The sequence below is a fragment of the Cyclobacterium sp. genome (assembly GCF_014762705.1).
Classification (GTDB): domain Bacteria; phylum Bacteroidota; class Bacteroidia; order Cytophagales; family Cyclobacteriaceae; genus Cyclobacterium.
Genome location: NZ_JABURL010000011.1, coordinates 76,966 through 92,582, shown reverse-complemented (window position 1 = coordinate 92,582; position 15,617 = coordinate 76,966). Strand labels below are relative to the sequence as shown.

Here is a 15,617-nt window from a genome sequence, read left to right as displayed (position 1 = left end):
GAAAAAAACTGCTCGGTGGTAAAATCCAGGATTTCGGTACTGGAGAATACCCCGGGGGTGAAAGATTTTGACCTGGAAAAATTTGTTGAGTTAACTACCCGGCATTCGGCTGAGAAGGAGGCCCTGGGAAAAATCCAAAACCAGCTTACCCTTCTGAACCAGGTCATACTTGAAACCCAGGAAAAACTGGATGAAAAATCCAGGCTCAACCAATTATTTAAAAAACTGGAAATAAGGCTATCTTACCTCAGGGAGTTGGAACAGTTGTTTAAAGGAAGCGGGTTTGTAAAATACGTTAGCCGGATATATCTCCGGGAACTCTGTAATACGGCCAATTTAAGGTTTTCCAAACTAACGAAAAACAGCCTGAGCCTGGAAATCGATGACAACAATACCTTTTGGGTGGTGGATTACCTGAATGGGGGAAAGAAAAGGCTGCTGAAAACACTGTCCGGTGGGCAAACTTTTCAGGCCTCTTTGTGTTTGGCCCTGGCCCTGGCCGAAAAGGTAAAATCCCTGAATCAGGCCGACCAAAGTTTCTTCTTCCTGGATGAAGGCTTTGGTGCCCTGGACAGAAACTCCCTAAGGGTTGTTTTCGAAACATTGAAAGCCCTCAGGCATGAAAACCGCATAGTGGGCATCATCAGCCATGTAGAAGAGTTGCAACAGGAAATAGAAGTATATGCCAACATCGAACTGGATCCCGATAGGGGAAGCCAGGTGCGGTACAGTTATTCCTAAAAAGAACAACCCCTTAAGATCAGGGGGTTGTTTCGCATAGGTTTCGGTGAAAATAATTTATATAGAAATATTTTCTTTTTGATCCTGCTTAAGCCTCAGGATGAAATCACTAAGCACATTCATGTAATTGATAAAGGCTTCGTATGGGCTTTCGTAAGGACTGAAATAAGCGTGTATATCGCCATCCGAGAAGAACTTGGTACACATGTAATAAAAGTGGTCACTGGTTTGCAGGTAGCGCCAATCCCGGTGAATTTCCGGGTTTTTTGATTTTTTTACCATTCCTTCCAGCTCAAATAGCCGGTCAAAGGCTTCATCCTGCAGGTCATTGCCAAGCCAGGCGGTCAGATCCCGCTCCTCATCTGCCCAGGATATGGGAATAGGCACATTTATTTTGCCTACGGGAGATGCATTGGCAATCACCTCCGAAGGGGTGGAAAAGCCAAAATTGGTTCGGTTGAGCACTGCCTCCGGAAGGTGCCGCATGAATTCAAAAATGCCGGTTTCTTTCCATTGGTGTTCTCCAAAAGTTTCATAATCCATAAAAAGGTTGATTACCTCATCTTCCTGTGGGACCTGGTTCAGCCAATTGATAAATTTATCCGTGGTAAGGGGATAATCAGACCACGTTTTTTCCCCAAACCTGAATGCAATATCATCGCTTAGTCTGAAATTTTTAAGTAAGACCTTGAGTTTTGGTTCATTGGCATTGACATAGACAAAATTGGGGCTTTTCCATCCCAGGATGTGTTTGGCACCTTCAGAAAGGATTCCTTCGAAGCCCATACCTGCAACCATTTCTCCAATACTATCTGAGTAGATCAACTCTGTATTTCTGAACACTTTGGGTTCATAGCCATTGAAGTGGTGCTTGATTTTCTCCTGGTGCAATTTTACCATGTCTCTGAACTCAGATTCGCTTTTAAGTGCGCATAGCGAATGCGCATAGGTCTCATTGAGCAATTCTACATTTCCAGTTGCCACCAGCTCCTGGAAGCTATGCAAAACCTCAGGTGCATAAGCCTCCATTTGATCAAGAATGGACCCTGATAGGGAAAAGCAAACCTTAAATTTACCCTGGTATTTATGAATGAGTTCCAGCAAAAGCCGATTCATGGGCAGATAGCATTTCTTTGCTACTTTATTCATGATATTCCTGTTGGAATATTCATCCCAATAATCATGATCATCACCAATTTCAAAAAATCGATACGGCTTTAATCTGAACGGTTGATGTACTTGAAAGTAAAAACAAATGGTTCTCATATCCTATTGATTAACAGTTTGCGTATAAATATCGATTACTTTTTTGGCCACATGCTCCCATTTTAGTTTTTTCAACTCCTCTCTACCTAACTCCTTAAACATTTTGGAAATCCCATTGTAATGGAGCAGCGCAAAAATGGCATCCGCCATGGTATCTATGTCCCAAAAATCTACCTTGACGGCATTTTGCAGCACTTCGGCCACACCGGATTGTTTGGAAATAATGACCGGAGTATTGTGCCTTACGGCCTCCAGTGGGGAAATGCCAAAAGGTTCGGAAACTGAAGGCATCACATATACGTCACTTAGTGCAAACATTTTGTCCACATCATCGCCTTTTAGAAATCCTGTAAAATGAAATTTGGTACCAATCCTCAATTCCGCCACCCGTTGAATCATCCGGTTCAATAAATCCCCGGAACCTGCCATAACAAACCTTACATTGTCATCTTTTTTGATCACCTTGTAGGCCGCCTCCACAAAATACTCGGGGCCCTTTTGGAAAGTAATCCTCCCCAAAAAAGTAACAATTTTCTCAGGTACTTTTTTCTTTTCTTTGGATTTGATGATACTGGTGTCTAACACGGCATTGTGCACCACAATGACTTTTTCTTCGGGAATACCATATTTGGAAACAATGGTGTTTTTGGTCAGCTGACTGACGGCAATAATTTTATCTGCCGCTTCCATTCCTGCTCTTTCAATATCGTAAACCCTTTGGTTAACGGTCTGCCCTGACCGGTCAAATTCGGTGGCATGAACATGTGCGATCAATGGCTTGCCACTCATTTTCTTAGCCGCTATCCCTGCTGGAAATGACAACCAGTCATGGGCGTGTATCAGATCAAACTCCTTGTTTTTTGCGATCTGTGCTGCTACCAATGCATAGCGGGAAACTTCTAAAATCAGGTCTTTCCCATATTTACCGCTGAAACTGAATTTATTGGCCAGTACACTGGATTCCAATTCGTCCTGGTCTTTGAGTAATCTTTCTGTATGGTTTTGGTATTCTTCCGGGCTGAGGTAGGGGATTAAAAAAGAACTGACCTCCAGGTAGGTGAGGTTTTTCCAGATATCCCGAAAACGACGCTCCCGGTAATCGATTTCCACATCGCTGGCATTGACAAATTCGGCCAATGGATCCTCATCTCCCCACAATTTAGGGACAACGAAAATCAGGTCTTGTTTGTGGTGGGCCATTCCCTTTACCAGCCCATAACAGGCAGTACCCAATCCTCCGGAGATATGGGGTGGAAATTCCCATCCAAACATTAAAACTTTCATACAAATCCTTTTAGAGATTATTGATTAAATATTTCATCCTTAACAATTCCCCCACACTCCATGCCTGGGAAATAGAGCCCTTGGGTCGGTGGGGAGGATCTCCGTCATAAATTTCCGCTATGGTGCCTATACCATATTGGGTCATTACACCGTCAAAGCTACTGATCATATTTTCCACAAGCTTTTTACCTTGTTTGCCATGCAGCTTCAGGTAACCCTCAGCAAAATGACCCAAAAGCCAGGGCCAGGCCGTCCCCTGGTGATAGGCATTGTCTCGTTCATACTGGTCGCCCTTGTAATAGCCCTTATATCTGGGATCACTTGGTGCCAGTGTCCTGAGTCCTCTATTGGTGAATAGATTGCTTTTAACCACCTCCAGAACCTGATCCTTTTGATCATTGCTTAATGGGCTGTAGGGCAAAGAAGTGGCAAAAACCATATTGGGCCGGATGGACCAGTCTTTTTCATCTTCATCCACAACGTCGGCCAGGTAGCCTTTTTTATCGCTCCAAAAAACCTCCAAGAAGGATTCCCCAACCTTGTCAGCCAACGCCCTGATGGCTGCATCCCCGGTGAGTTCATGATAAAAACACAGTGCATTGTACCATAGGGCGTTGATTTCTACCGGGCATCCCATTCTGGGAGTAACCGGACCATCCTTGGTAACGGCATCCATCCATGTCAGGGCAATCCCTTCCTCACCGCCACACAACAAGCCATTTTCCTTTACGTGAATATTGAAAGCCGTCCCTTTTTTAAAGCCTTCAATGATGCCTTTGCACTTTTCGAGGTACCTCGATACAATGGTTTCCTTATCCCCTGTGAACAGCACGTATTGCTGCAATGCCCAAAAATACCACAAGGGTGCATCAATGGAATTCATATTGGTCATCACCCCGCTGCCCACATTCGGGAACAGTGCGCCTTTCAGATCCTTGGACATGCTATCCATGACTTCCAGAAAAGTCTGTGAATCCCCCATGGTCAGGGTTAATCCTGGCAGTGCTATAAAGGTGTCTCTTCCCCACCAGCCAAACCAGGGATAACCGGCAATGACCCTTGTTTCCCCTCCTCTTCTGCTGATAAATTGTCCTGCTGAATTTTTAAGACAATTTTCAAAATTGTCCCTGGGTATTCTCCTGCTGATCTCTTTTTCGAAAGAAGCCTGCAGTTTTTGCGGATCTGCTTCCTTCAATCCGGCTGAAAGTATGACGGATTCACCCTTTTCCATGTCAAATTCGAAATACCCAGGCACATACAAGTCTTCCTGATAGTCGTAGCCCCGCTCGATTTCCCTGATGTATTCAATATTATAAAACCAATCGGGTACGGGTACAAAGACATTATCCTTTGAAACCTGTAAAGAAAGGGCGTCATAGGAGTCATACAATTTGAACTGAACCCCGTTTTTTATTTTCTTGATTTTTTTATTTACATAAGTATTGGCTTTGGAAAGGGTGTGGTAGCCCCTGAAAGCCAGGAAAGGACTCACCCTGATTTTGGTAGGGATCAATGCCTCCAGCAAGGTATATTTGATCATAACCCTATCTGCCGTGGAATCCAGAATGATTTCCTTTTCCAAAAGGACTCCTCCTACCCGGTAGGTGAGTTTAGGGATGGGTTCTGAATCAAAATCTTCAAGGTATTTGTGCCCCCTCGGATAATAATTGCCAGGATATTTGGTAATACCAAGGTTGAAAACCGCATCCTTTTGGGCAATGGTTTCGTGGACGTTGGAAAGTAAAACATGCAGCTGACCATCAATCTGAGGCTGTGGCGCCACGAGCAAACCATGGTATTTTCTTGTATTGCAGCCGATAATCGTTGTACTCGTGTAACAACCTGAGCGGTTAGATCGAATTATTTCCTTTTCCAAAGAATAATTCAGGTTGATGAGTTGCGTCTTATCGAAATGTATGTAGCTCATTTAAACAATTTTTGTGGTTTTCATAAAAATACTTGAATACTTCGTAAAGTAAAATAAATGTTGGAAAAACTAGTGCAAATAAGTTTTTCTTGCAGGTAAAAAAGCTATTCAGGAAAAAATAAGACACAAAAAAAGGGCATAAATGCCCTGTTGTATTACATTATACAGTGCTATGGATCAGCTACTTTCGTTTTGGATTTCTTCCAAATTCTTTATAGACTCCTCAAATTTCATGATATACTGTTGAATCTGACTCAAATTGACATACCTGATTTGAGGGAATTTTTTAGAAGGGCGGAATAATTGGAACATGACTTCTGAATATTAAATAAATCCTAAAACAAATGATAATCAAATAAAATGCCATAAATCAACCTGCATGGCGATGGTAATTTTTGTGATTTAAATTAGGTTTGAAATTATCTATATGCCACATCATGATTCTTGTCAAAAAACGTAATTCGTTTCAAAGTGTTTTAAAATTTTGCCCATTGAATGGCCTAATTTGAAAACATCCCTAAAAACATTAAATCTGTCCTTATAAAAAAGGACCCTCCCATTTTTGGGGAGGGTCTGGGTGAAAGACCGGGTTCGAACCGGCGACCTCTGGTGCCACAAACCAGCGCTCTAACCAGCTGAGCTACAATCACCATTTGATGCTCTTTTGATCCTTTTATCAGAAGAGAACGCAAAGGTAATATGCTTTTTTTAGTCAAGCAAAATAATGTTATATATTTCTTGAAAATTTAAGCCTTTCCCCCTTTTTACTTTCGTTAAATGTGCCATTATCGTACGCCAGGTGTCCGGAAACGATGGTATGGGTGATTTTTGAACGGAAGGTCTGCCCCTCAAAGGGAGACCAGCCGCATTTTGATAAGATATTCTCTCGCTTTACTTCCCAGGGGTCATTTAGATCAACCAATACCATATCTGCCTTATATCCCGGCCGGAGGTAACCTCTCTTTTCGATTTCAAAAAGTACTGACACATTGTGGCTGGTTTTTTGAACAATCTCCTCCAGACTTATTTTATTTTCATGGTACATTTCCAACAAAGCCGGCAAGCAATGCTGCACCAGGGGACCACCTGAAGGAGCTGAGGTGTAAGGATGGGATTTCTCTTCCAGGGTATGTGGGGCATGATCCGTGGCAATTACGTCGATATGCCCATCAAGTAGCCCTTTTAAAATGCCTTCCCTGTCTTTTGCGGTTTTAATGGCAGGGTTCCATTTGATGAAATTGCCTTTTTCTTCGTAATCTTCTTCAGCAAACCACAAATGGTGCACACAGGCCTCGGCCGTAATGCGTTTTTCCTCCAATGGAAGCCTATGGTCAAAAAGCCGGACTTCCTTGGCTGTGCTGATATGCAGGACATGTAGCTTGCTACCATACATTCTTGCCATGTCCACCACTGTCTTGGAGGCGTCGAAGCAGGCGGCCTCTGTCCGGATTTTTGGATGGAAACGGGTTGGAATGTTGTCCCCGTATTCCTTTTTGTATTTTTCCAGGTTGGCCTTGATGATATCGTCATTTTCACTATGGGTGGCGATTAATATAGGGCAATACCTGAATATTTTCTCCAGGCTATCCGGATTGTCTACCAGCATATTTCCGGTGGAAGATCCCTGAAAAACCTTCACTCCACAGACTGTTTCCGGATTGACTTGTTTGATAGTCTCAATATTGTCATTGGTAGCTCCCAGGTAAAAAGAATAGTTGGCCAGGGATTTTCCTGCCGCCAAATCATATTTACTTTCCAGCAATTCCAGGTCGGTCGTTTGTGGATCAGTGTTGGGCATCTCCATATAACTGGTGATTCCTCCAGCCACTGCAGCCTTACTTTCCGTGTAAATTTCAGCTTTATGGGTCAATCCGGGCTCGCGAAAATGAACCTGATCATCAATTAAACCCGGCAACAGGTATTTTCCCCCGGCATTTATTTCAATATCGGCCTCATGACCGGAAAGGTCTCCTCCAACTGCAAAAATCAACCCCTCCTTTATATAGGTATCCCCTCGCATTATCTTCCCTTCATTCACTATATTTGCATCACGGATCAATATTCTTTTCATGTCATTTGTTTTTTATGGGCGGGTGTATGAAAATTTCATTCCTCATATTTTCCTTAAAATTATAAAATCATGTCCGATCGGCTGCAATCTTTTGAAAATTTTAAACTCAATACCCAACTTTTAAACGCGATAAAAGAAATCGGATATACAAAACCCACCCCTATCCAGGAAAAAGCCATCCCCCTCGCCCTCTCCGGTCATGACATCCTTGGTATTGCCCAAACAGGTACCGGTAAAACTGCGGCTTACCTGCTACCACTCCTTTATAAGGTCAAATATGCGCAGGGGGAGCATCCCCGGGCGCTGATACTGGCACCGACCAGAGAACTGGTCATGCAGATAGAAGCAGACATCATGGGTTTGGGAAAATACACCGACCTGCGGTTTGTATGCTTGTATGGTGGTCTTGGACCAAAACCTCAAATAGAAAAAGTAGCACAGGGTGCGGATATCATCATCGCCACTCCGGGTAGGTTTATGGACCTGTACAAAAAAGAAGTGTTGTATACCCGGGATATCAAAACCATGATCCTGGATGAAGCTGACAAAATGCTGGATATGGGATTTCTGCCCCAGATTAGGGCTATTTTGGAAATCATCCCGGTAAAACGCCAAAACCTCCTTTTTTCTGCTACTTTTAGCGAAAGAATTGAAAAATTATCACACGAATTTCTTGAGTTTCCGGAGAGGGTGGAAATAGCACAGCAGGCCACCACTGCTGAGACCATTACACAAGCCAAGTTTTTTGTGCCCAATTTCCAAACCAAACTGAACCTGCTGGAGAAAATTGTCAAAGACAACAAATTCGAAAGAGGAATAGTGTTTGCCAGATCCAGAAAGAATGCCGAAGCCGTATTTCGTTACCTGGAGCATCACCAGCCCGGAAGCATCCGGGTCATCCATGCCAACAAAGGTCAGAATACGCGCATCAACAGCATGGAGGAATTTAAAAAAGGGACTGTTAAAATATTGGTGGCCACCGATGTGGCTGCCAGGGGTCTTGATGTAAGCATGGTCAGCCATGTGGTCAATTTTGATGTTCCCCTGATTTACGAAGATTATGTACACCGGATTGGAAGGACCGGCAGAGCAGAAAATGAGGGCATAGCCTTTACTTTTATCAATCCGGCAGAGGTCTACCATTTTGAAAAAATAGAGGGCATTATCCGAATGCAGGTTCCGGAACGCCGCATTCCCAGGGATGTTACAGTACACGAAACCCCGTTTGAGGAAAAACAAGCCTATGAAATGGAAATAGACAAACAAAAAAGAGGAAGTGATCCCGATTTTAAGGGGGCTTTCCATGAAAAAAAATCTCCGCCCAAAAAAGCGCAGGAAAAACCTAAAAAACGGGGAAACAAAAATAGTAAGGCTAAAAAAAACCGGAACCAAATGAAAACCAAAGGCAAATGGAAAAAGAGTTGATCGCCTGTGTTCCTGGTTTCCATTTAAATTTTAAACCAAAAAATGAAAAACCTATTTGTACGCAATTATTTGCCCTTTAAAAATATAAATTTGTAAATTGAAATTAACACATATTTTGTTACTGTTTATTAGTGAAATAAATTTTTTTATTTTGGTAATTTATATGATCTTTGCTTCCGTATCATTACCAAATTTTTAAGGGTGATGCGTATCGAAGAGGAAGTCGGTGTTGGATTTTTTCCAGCTTTTTAACGTAAATAGAGATCATTCACCTTTTAATCTTATTAATCCATGAAAAGATTCATGTGTGTTTTTTTGCTGACTTTTATGATGGTCAGCCAGCTATGGGGGCAAATGCAGTTTTTTAAAAATGCAGATTTTGAAAACATTGCTTATTCCCATGAAACAATCGCTACAGTCCCATTTCTCACGAAAGTAACCTTACTGCCGGATCAAATGGATACCATTAGTGGGCAGCAGTTGGCTTCGATGGAAAAAACTGAAGGCGAAAGCATTCAAAAAGCCATTTACAGCTGGTTTCTGCAAAGGCAGGAGAATGGAAAATTGTCCGTTACCATACAGGCGCCGGCCATTTCCAATGCCAAATTGAAAGCAGCAGGCATTACCCCTGAAAATTATTACAGCTATAGTCCTGCGCATTTGGCGCATATTTTAGGAGTAGACGCAGTAGTGATGGGCTATTATGAGACCAATCAGCCCAAGGCAGGTCAAGAGGGGAACATTGACTGTGAAAGTCGAAATAAACAAAACCTCACCAATCTGGCGGTGATCAACCTGTCTATTTTCAATGCTGAAGACGGTGAACTGTTGGTTCAATTCCACAATGGCATTGCCGCCAATCAAGAAAGCATGAATGAAGAAATCGTTCAGGCCCTGATGAAGAAAGTTTCCAAAAGAATGGCCTATACCAAAATCTAAAACATTTCATGTGTTTCTAATTGTCTTTAAGTTGCCACATGGAATCTCGCATGCTTTATAATCATCCCACTGTGTGACGTTCTAGTCATGCTCAATTTCATCCAACTATAATTTAATCTATCAGATAAGCTTTCGGGAAACCCGTGAGCTTATTTTTTTTTTGCTAAATTTCCAGGAGAAAAACAGACATCGCCTATGGATCAATTTATGCAAGCGGCCATTGAAGAAGCTCAATCCGGCCTGGAAAGTGGTGGCATACCCATTGGCTCGGTATTGGTTTACCAGGATAACATCATCGGCAGGGGCCATAACCAAAGGGTACAAAAAGGCAGTAGCGTTCTGCATGGGGAAATGGATGCCCTGGAAAATGCCGGCCGGCAACCAGCTTCCATTTACAGGCAATGCGTGCTGTATACCACTCTTTCTCCCTGTCCCATGTGTTCGGGCGCCATCCTGCTATACGGAATTCCCAAAGTCATCATTGGTGAAAACCTGACCTTTATGGGAGCCGAGCAGCTGCTCAGAGAAAATGGAGTACAGCTAACTGTGCTCCAGGACAGCAGCTGCCTGGCCCTGATGCAGCGGTTTATTCAGGAATACCCCGGCCTCTGGCAGGAGGACATAGGAGCATAGTCCCGCTGCTACTTCATAGCGGAAAATAGTCCCGCTTATTTCTGCCTGAAAGTATCCGAAACAAAACTCAATACATGAGGAAGGGATTCTCTCCAGTAGGTCCAGTTATGGGCACCGTCCCGGATCCTGAACTCGTGCGGTATTTCTTTTTTCTTCATGGCAATATGCACCAGGCTGTTGCCTTCGTATAGAAAATCATCATCCCCGCAGTCAAAAAACCATTTGACGGATTTCATATCCTCCGGATCATTCAGTTCGATCTGACGCAAGGCCTGATGCAGGTCGAAGTAGGCTTCCAAAGTGGAAGGTTCTTTGATTGGTGTTTGGTTGTTTCCCAACCCCTTTTTGAAATCCTCGAAACTGAAATTGCGCAAAGCCGCACTGAGGGGACAGGCAGAAGAAAACAGGTCCGGTCGATGCATGGCATAAAAGAAGGTGCCTCCACCGCCCATGGACAAGCCGGCAATAGCCCGGTAGCGCTTTTCCTTTTTGATCCTATACTGGGACTCAACATAGGGCATCAGCTCTTCAAAAAAGAAATCCTCATAGCGCCAGTCGTTGTTCACATCATTAAAATATCCCCTTTTACCTGTATTGGCATCAGGCATGACGATGATCATCTGTGTGGCAATGCCTTCGGAAAAGGCCTTGTCCGCAATATACTGCACTTCTCCAAACTGTACCCAGCCTGTCTGATCGTCTCCGGCACCGTGTAGCAGGTAAAGAACGGGGTAGGAACGCTGCGAATATTCATATCCTGGAGGCAGGTAAACGGCAAATTTTCTCTCCATATTCAGGATTTCGCTTTCCATGCTGAGCGCATCAAAAACACGACTTTCCTGGGCATGCAAGCTGCAGACCGTGATCAAAAGCAAGGGCAAAAGGAGTTGTAAAGGCTTCATTGTTAAAGTTGGGTTGAGGTTTGAATTTTTCCTGAGTGTAAAAATGGCTATCCCACCATTACGGACACAATCTACTCAATTTACTTTTAACCAAAAACTATCGTTTGAAGATTTGTCTGTTTTGAAACTGCTGTAAAGTTTCCCGCTGTAGAAGGATATTCTTAATAAGATGTTCCCTGAGGTGCCCACTTTCAGATGCTTTGAAATGAAAACAGGGGGGATGGCATTCGTGGTTCTCCATTAAGGCAATGGCATGATCAGCGTCTACCGTGGACTAAGGATTGGCAAGACTTCAATTATTTTAAGTCCCCTATCTATATGATCACCAACAAAAAGTGCCTTTCTTTCCGGATTTGAATGGGCTCCTTTTGTTTTGGAATACCCTAATACTTCAGGCAATTACTCCAGTTTATCTGTATGCTGCGAATGTCGCCTTTTAGCTCAATGAACTGCTCCAAAAGCAGGGGATTTTATCAGGATCCAAATTGATTTATGCTCCGAAGACATGTTTTCCTAATGTGATTTCAGAAATTGCACAATTTTCAACAAAAAAAATGCACACCTAATATTGGTACCAAACAGGTAGTACAAAAGAATTTCAGGTTATCTTTTTTTTTTACTCTTGAATCTCTAATTTCTTTATAAACTCGTTTGCATCCCGAGAATCTTCCCATGCCCCAGACAAGTCTTTTAGGCTGTAGCCTGATTTTCCTTTTACTTTTATCGATTCCGTCAACTTTATAATTAGTTTTTTCTTAGATGAGTTGTCTTATCGTGTTAAAAACGAAAATTATTTTTCAATTGTCTTATCTGTCAATATTTAAACCTATTTTCTTAAATAATTCTGACGGCTGTATTGCGCATCCTTGGCAATTAATTAAAACTGGCGGCTATCAGGCTCCAACAATAGGTTTTCCCACAAGCTCCTTCTCTCCAGGAAAAAAACCAGCTTCAATCCCCTCCGAAACCCTAAGGGAGCAATTTCGTTAGAAAAGTTACCAACATCAACCTTTCTAAATCCAATTAAATGAATACATTTTTTTTAAAATTTGCAGTATTATTTATGCTGATACCGGGTTTTTCAAGTTCCGAAAATCCTGATCCGGATTTTAAAATCATCTCCTTTGAAGAATTTGAGTCCCTGACTTCGGCAGATTCGGAAAAACTGCGCATCTATAACTTCTGGGCCACCTGGTGCGCCCCTTGTATACGTGAAATGCCCCATTTCGAAGAAGCCAGTAAGGACAATCCGGATTTGGAACTGGTATTTATTTCTATGGATGACGGGCGCAGACCGGAGAGGGTGACTTCTTTTATGAAAAGAAAAAACATCCAATCCCCCGTATACCTGCTCAATGATGTGGATTTCAATTCCTGGATTGATAAGGTGGATAAAAGCTGGACAGGTGCCATTCCAGCCACCCTGTTCATTTTACCTGATGGTAAGCGCCGTTTTCATGAAGGAGAATTGGAAGCAAATGAACTGCAAAACCTGATCGATCAACTCAAACCCTAAAACCATGAAAAAGACAAACCCTTTAATCCTGACCTTTTTTGCACTGCTGTGCATCACTCAAATTTCCCTGGCCCAAAATGCAGGTTATTCCGTTGGAGATGAAGCCATGGATTTTGAATTGACCAATGTGGATGGTTCTCTGGTTTCTCTCAGTGGTATGGAAAATGCTAAAGGAGCTTTTGTGATTTTTTCCTGCAATACCTGTCCCTATGTGAAAGCCTATGAGGATCGGATGATACAATTGCACGAAAAATACGCTCCCCAGGGGTATCCGGTCATAGCCATCAACCCCAATGACGCTCAGGTAAGTCCGGGGGATAGTTTTGATGCCATGAAAAAAAGAGCGCAGGAAAAGGATTTCCCCTTTCCCTATCTCCATGACGAAAGCCAGGAAGTCATCAAGGCATACGGGGGATCCAGAACCCCACATGTCTACCTGCTGAACAGAGAGAATGGGAAGTTTATCGTCAAGTATATCGGTGCCATAGACAACAATTACCAGGATGCTTCAGCTGTCACCAGGCACTATGCAGCAGAAGCGGTGGAGGCAGTGATCAAAGGTCAAAATGTAGGTGAAAAAACCACCAAGGCCATAGGATGCAGTATCAAATGGTCCCGGAACTCGGAGTAGGGTCATTATGAAAACCAACTTTTCATATATATTCCATTCCATTCTTTTTTTAATTATCTGGTTTATTTGCCTGGCAAAACCCGCAAGTTGCCAAGACGGCGACTGGTTCCCGTTTCAACCAAAGAACTACTACCAGACCAACAACCTGGATCTCAGCAGTTGGCTGGATGCTCCTGCAGGAAAACACGGGTTTGTTCAGATGAAAGGCAATGACCTGGTCTTTGAAAATGGGCGACCGGTAAAATTTTGGGGTACCAATATCAATGGTAGCAATCCATTTTCTTCCGCTAAAAAAGCAGATGAGTGGAGAAGGTTTTTAGCAAAATATGGCATCAATGGCGTAAGGTTTCACAAGTTCACCTGGGAGGCCACTGATGATCAGCAGTCCACCCAAATCAAACCTGAGAAATGGGCGAACTTCGATTATTTCAGCTATGCCTTGCGTGAAAAAGGAATTTATTATGGCTGGTCCCCCATTTATGGACACAGGGTCAAACCGGCCGACAGTACCAGACTTCTGGCCTACGATGAAGTGGCCAATACGGAGTTTCCATGGGCACACCTCAACGGTTCCACGGCATCATTGGTGAATTTTGCCGGGGATTTGCAAACCCTGAATATTGAGTTGGTGGTCAATATGCTCAACCATAAAAATCCACATACAGGTCTGCGCTATGCGGATGATCCTGCCCTTGCTTTTGTGGAGTTCCAAAACGAGGATAATATTTTTTGGGCTGCCATAGAAAAAACCCTGGAACAAACCCCTACCTACAGGGCCTTGCTTTGCCGCAAATTCTCCGACTGGCTTCAGGCAAAGTACGGTACCCAGGCAAAATTAGAAAGTGTTTGGAATGGGGAGGGGATTTCCGAAGGAGCGCATTTGGACAAAAAGAATCTCTACCCCAACCCCAACCATGGCTTTTTCAGCCAGGAATACGAGCAGGCAGTGGCTGAAAGCAGGCCTGTTAAGCAACATGTGCTGGACAAATTAAATTTTCTTTTTGAGGAACAGGCAAAATTTTACTTGAAATTTCAGAAGGCGGTCAGGGATACGGGATACAAAGGAACCATTGTGGCCAGTTGCTGGCAGGCGGGAACCGGACTTTCCCATTTATACAATCTGTATGCAGATTATCAGGTGGGAATGATCGACAGACACAACTACTTTGGAGGAGGCAGTGGCCATAACCTACAGACTGGAAAAATGTCCAATGCTTCCATGTTGTCCCAGATTGGTTCAGGATTATTTGGGACGGGTTTGCAGCAAGTCAGTGACCGGCCTTTTGCCTTGTCTGAATGGATGAGCCTGATTCCATCAGAATGGACTGCAGAAAGTTCTCCGATTATTGCGGCCTATGGCCTGGGACTTCAGGGATGGGATGCTTCCTTTAGCTTTGCCATAGACCAGCCCTCCTATACCCCCACGATTCAAACACCTCCCTGGGGAGGAGTCTACAACGTTACTTCACCAACCCAATTGGCATTATACCCTGCCCTGGCCATGATGGTGTACCGCAAGGACATTATGGAGGGGGAAACCATCGTGGACAGGAAAGTTAATTTTGACGCATTGGAAGCCGGAACAGGCTTTTTCGATGAAAAGGTAATTCAGGATCAGGACCGGAAAGTTTTTAAAAGCAATTTTCCCATAGAAGCGATGGCAGCGGGCAAAGTAACCTTAACATTTACCAGCGAAGATCTTCCGGACGAAATAGGGAGCCTGGAACCTTATAAACAGGATGGGGGAATTGTTTCCAATACAGGGCAACTGTACTGGACAGAAGAGAACAAAGGGCATTTTACCATCAATAGTGCAGGAACAAAGGGACTGGTAGGGTTTGCAAAAAACAGAAAGATAGACCTGGACCAGTTCAGTATAAAAACCGACAATGAGTTTGCCGTTATATTCCTGAGCAGTATGGATCCTTCCAGAGGTCTTCAGGATGCTGACAGGTTACTGGTCACCACAATGGCCCGTGCAAAAAACACTGGCATGGAATACAATGACAATAAGACGGAATTGCTCGCCACCGGCGAGGCACCTGTGTTGCTTGAGCCTGTCAATGTGGAACTCAGCCTGCCTGATGATCGGACCTTTACGGTACATGTACTTGACCATGCAGGCAATAGAACTGGCAAAACATTGCCTGTCAGCTCAAACACCATAGCAATCAGGGGAGCAGAAACCAAAGCCATTTATTACGAAATCGTTTTTTGATCATTTCTTCCTGAATGCTACATCTGGCACCTTGTTGCTCCGGGGAGGCAAGGGCATCCCCTGT

At 43.5% G+C, this 15,617-nt stretch carries 12 protein-coding genes and 1 tRNA gene; 7 read left to right on the top strand and 6 right to left on the bottom strand.

The window, feature by feature from the left end; genetic code table 11:
• On the top strand, window positions 1–741 hold a 741-nt coding region (locus HUJ21_RS00715; protein ID WP_291366446.1), incomplete at its 5' end, for an SbcC/MukB-like Walker B domain-containing protein.
• 57 nt (window positions 742–798) lie between these two features.
• Here the strand turns inward: HUJ21_RS00715 and HUJ21_RS00710 are convergent.
• From HUJ21_RS00710 to HUJ21_RS00690, 5 genes are all read right to left on the bottom strand, one after another.
• Window positions 799–2,007 (bottom strand): glycoside hydrolase family 57 protein, encoded by a 1,209-nt coding sequence (locus HUJ21_RS00710; protein WP_291366444.1) that lies wholly within the window; start codon window positions 2,005–2,007, stop codon window positions 799–801.
• 3 nt (window positions 2,008–2,010) lie between these two features.
• On the bottom strand, window positions 2,011–3,291 hold the full coding sequence (locus HUJ21_RS00705) for a glycosyltransferase family 4 protein (RefSeq protein WP_291366442.1): 1,281 nt from the start codon (window positions 3,289–3,291) through the stop codon (window positions 2,011–2,013).
• A gap of 10 nt (window positions 3,292–3,301) precedes the next feature.
• Window positions 3,302–5,218, bottom strand: a complete 1,917-nt coding sequence (locus HUJ21_RS00700; protein WP_291366440.1) for an amylo-alpha-1,6-glucosidase — start codon at window positions 5,216–5,218, stop codon at window positions 3,302–3,304.
• 575 nt (window positions 5,219–5,793) lie between these two features.
• Window positions 5,794–5,869: transfer RNA gene (locus tag HUJ21_RS00695), tRNA-His, on the bottom strand.
• Between the two features lie 76 nt (window positions 5,870–5,945).
• Window positions 5,946–7,289 carry a dihydroorotase gene (locus HUJ21_RS00690; RefSeq protein WP_291366438.1) on the bottom strand — a complete coding sequence of 448 codons (1,344 nt, stop codon included), beginning with the start codon at window positions 7,287–7,289 and terminating at the stop codon, window positions 5,946–5,948.
• 69 nt (window positions 7,290–7,358) lie between these two features.
• On the opposite strand from HUJ21_RS00690, the gene HUJ21_RS00685 reads away from it, so the two are divergent.
• The 3 genes from HUJ21_RS00685 (at window position 7,359) to HUJ21_RS00675 (ending at window position 10,286) form a co-directional block, all read left to right on the top strand.
• Window positions 7,359–8,714, top strand: coding sequence for a DEAD/DEAH box helicase (locus HUJ21_RS00685; RefSeq protein WP_291366436.1), 1,356 nt, complete (start codon window positions 7,359–7,361; stop codon window positions 8,712–8,714).
• A 291-nt stretch (window positions 8,715–9,005) separates the two neighbouring features.
• Entirely contained in the window at window positions 9,006–9,653 is a 648-nt protein-coding gene (locus HUJ21_RS00680) for a hypothetical protein (protein WP_291366434.1), read from the top strand.
• Window positions 9,654–9,848: 195 nt separating this feature from the next.
• The gene (locus HUJ21_RS00675; RefSeq protein ID WP_291366432.1) at window positions 9,849–10,286 is read left to right on the top strand and encodes a nucleoside deaminase; all 438 of its coding nucleotides are present in this window, start codon (window positions 9,849–9,851) and stop codon (window positions 10,284–10,286) included.
• Window positions 10,287–10,321: 35 nt separating this feature from the next.
• Here the strand turns inward: HUJ21_RS00675 and HUJ21_RS00670 are convergent, their stop codons facing one another.
• Window positions 10,322–11,188 carry an alpha/beta hydrolase-fold protein gene (locus HUJ21_RS00670; protein WP_291366430.1) on the bottom strand — a complete coding sequence of 289 codons (867 nt, stop codon included), beginning with the start codon at window positions 11,186–11,188 and terminating at the stop codon, window positions 10,322–10,324.
• 1,027 nt (window positions 11,189–12,215) lie between these two features.
• Here HUJ21_RS00670 and HUJ21_RS00665 point away from each other — a divergent pair.
• From HUJ21_RS00665 to HUJ21_RS00655, 3 genes are read left to right on the top strand one after another with little or no spacing between them, the layout of a single operon-like run.
• Window positions 12,216–12,704: a TlpA disulfide reductase family protein gene (locus tag HUJ21_RS00665; protein ID WP_291366428.1), complete on the top strand. Its 489-nt coding sequence runs from the start codon at window positions 12,216–12,218 to the stop codon at window positions 12,702–12,704.
• Between the two features lie 4 nt (window positions 12,705–12,708).
• Entirely contained in the window at window positions 12,709–13,335 is a 627-nt protein-coding gene (locus tag HUJ21_RS00660; RefSeq protein WP_291366426.1) for a thioredoxin family protein, read from the top strand.
• Window positions 13,336–13,342: 7 nt separating this feature from the next.
• Complete coding sequence (locus tag HUJ21_RS00655) at window positions 13,343–15,553, top strand: hypothetical protein (RefSeq protein WP_291366424.1); 2,211 nt, start codon at window positions 13,343–13,345, stop codon at window positions 15,551–15,553.
• The last annotated feature ends 64 nt before the right edge of the window (window positions 15,554–15,617 follow it).

Coding starts and splice junctions, on each gene's coding strand:
- HUJ21_RS00710 (WP_291366444.1), bottom strand. CDS start 2,007: ATGAGAACCATTTGTTTTTACTTTCAAGTACATCAACCGTTCAGATTA.
- HUJ21_RS00705 (WP_291366442.1), bottom strand. CDS start 3,291: ATGAAAGTTTTAATGTTTGGATGGGAATTTCCACCCCATATCTCCGGA.
- HUJ21_RS00700 (WP_291366440.1), bottom strand. CDS start 5,218: ATGAGCTACATACATTTCGATAAGACGCAACTCATCAACCTGAATTAT.
- HUJ21_RS00690 (WP_291366438.1), bottom strand. CDS start 7,289: ATGAAAAGAATATTGATCCGTGATGCAAATATAGTGAATGAAGGGAAG.
- HUJ21_RS00685 (WP_291366436.1), top strand. CDS start 7,359: ATGTCCGATCGGCTGCAATCTTTTGAAAATTTTAAACTCAATACCCAA.
- HUJ21_RS00680 (WP_291366434.1), top strand. CDS start 9,006: ATGAAAAGATTCATGTGTGTTTTTTTGCTGACTTTTATGATGGTCAGC.
- HUJ21_RS00675 (WP_291366432.1), top strand. CDS start 9,849: ATGGATCAATTTATGCAAGCGGCCATTGAAGAAGCTCAATCCGGCCTG.
- HUJ21_RS00670 (WP_291366430.1), bottom strand. CDS start 11,188: ATGAAGCCTTTACAACTCCTTTTGCCCTTGCTTTTGATCACGGTCTGC.
- HUJ21_RS00665 (WP_291366428.1), top strand. CDS start 12,216: ATGAATACATTTTTTTTAAAATTTGCAGTATTATTTATGCTGATACCG.
- HUJ21_RS00660 (WP_291366426.1), top strand. CDS start 12,709: ATGAAAAAGACAAACCCTTTAATCCTGACCTTTTTTGCACTGCTGTGC.
- HUJ21_RS00655 (WP_291366424.1), top strand. CDS start 13,343: ATGAAAACCAACTTTTCATATATATTCCATTCCATTCTTTTTTTAATT.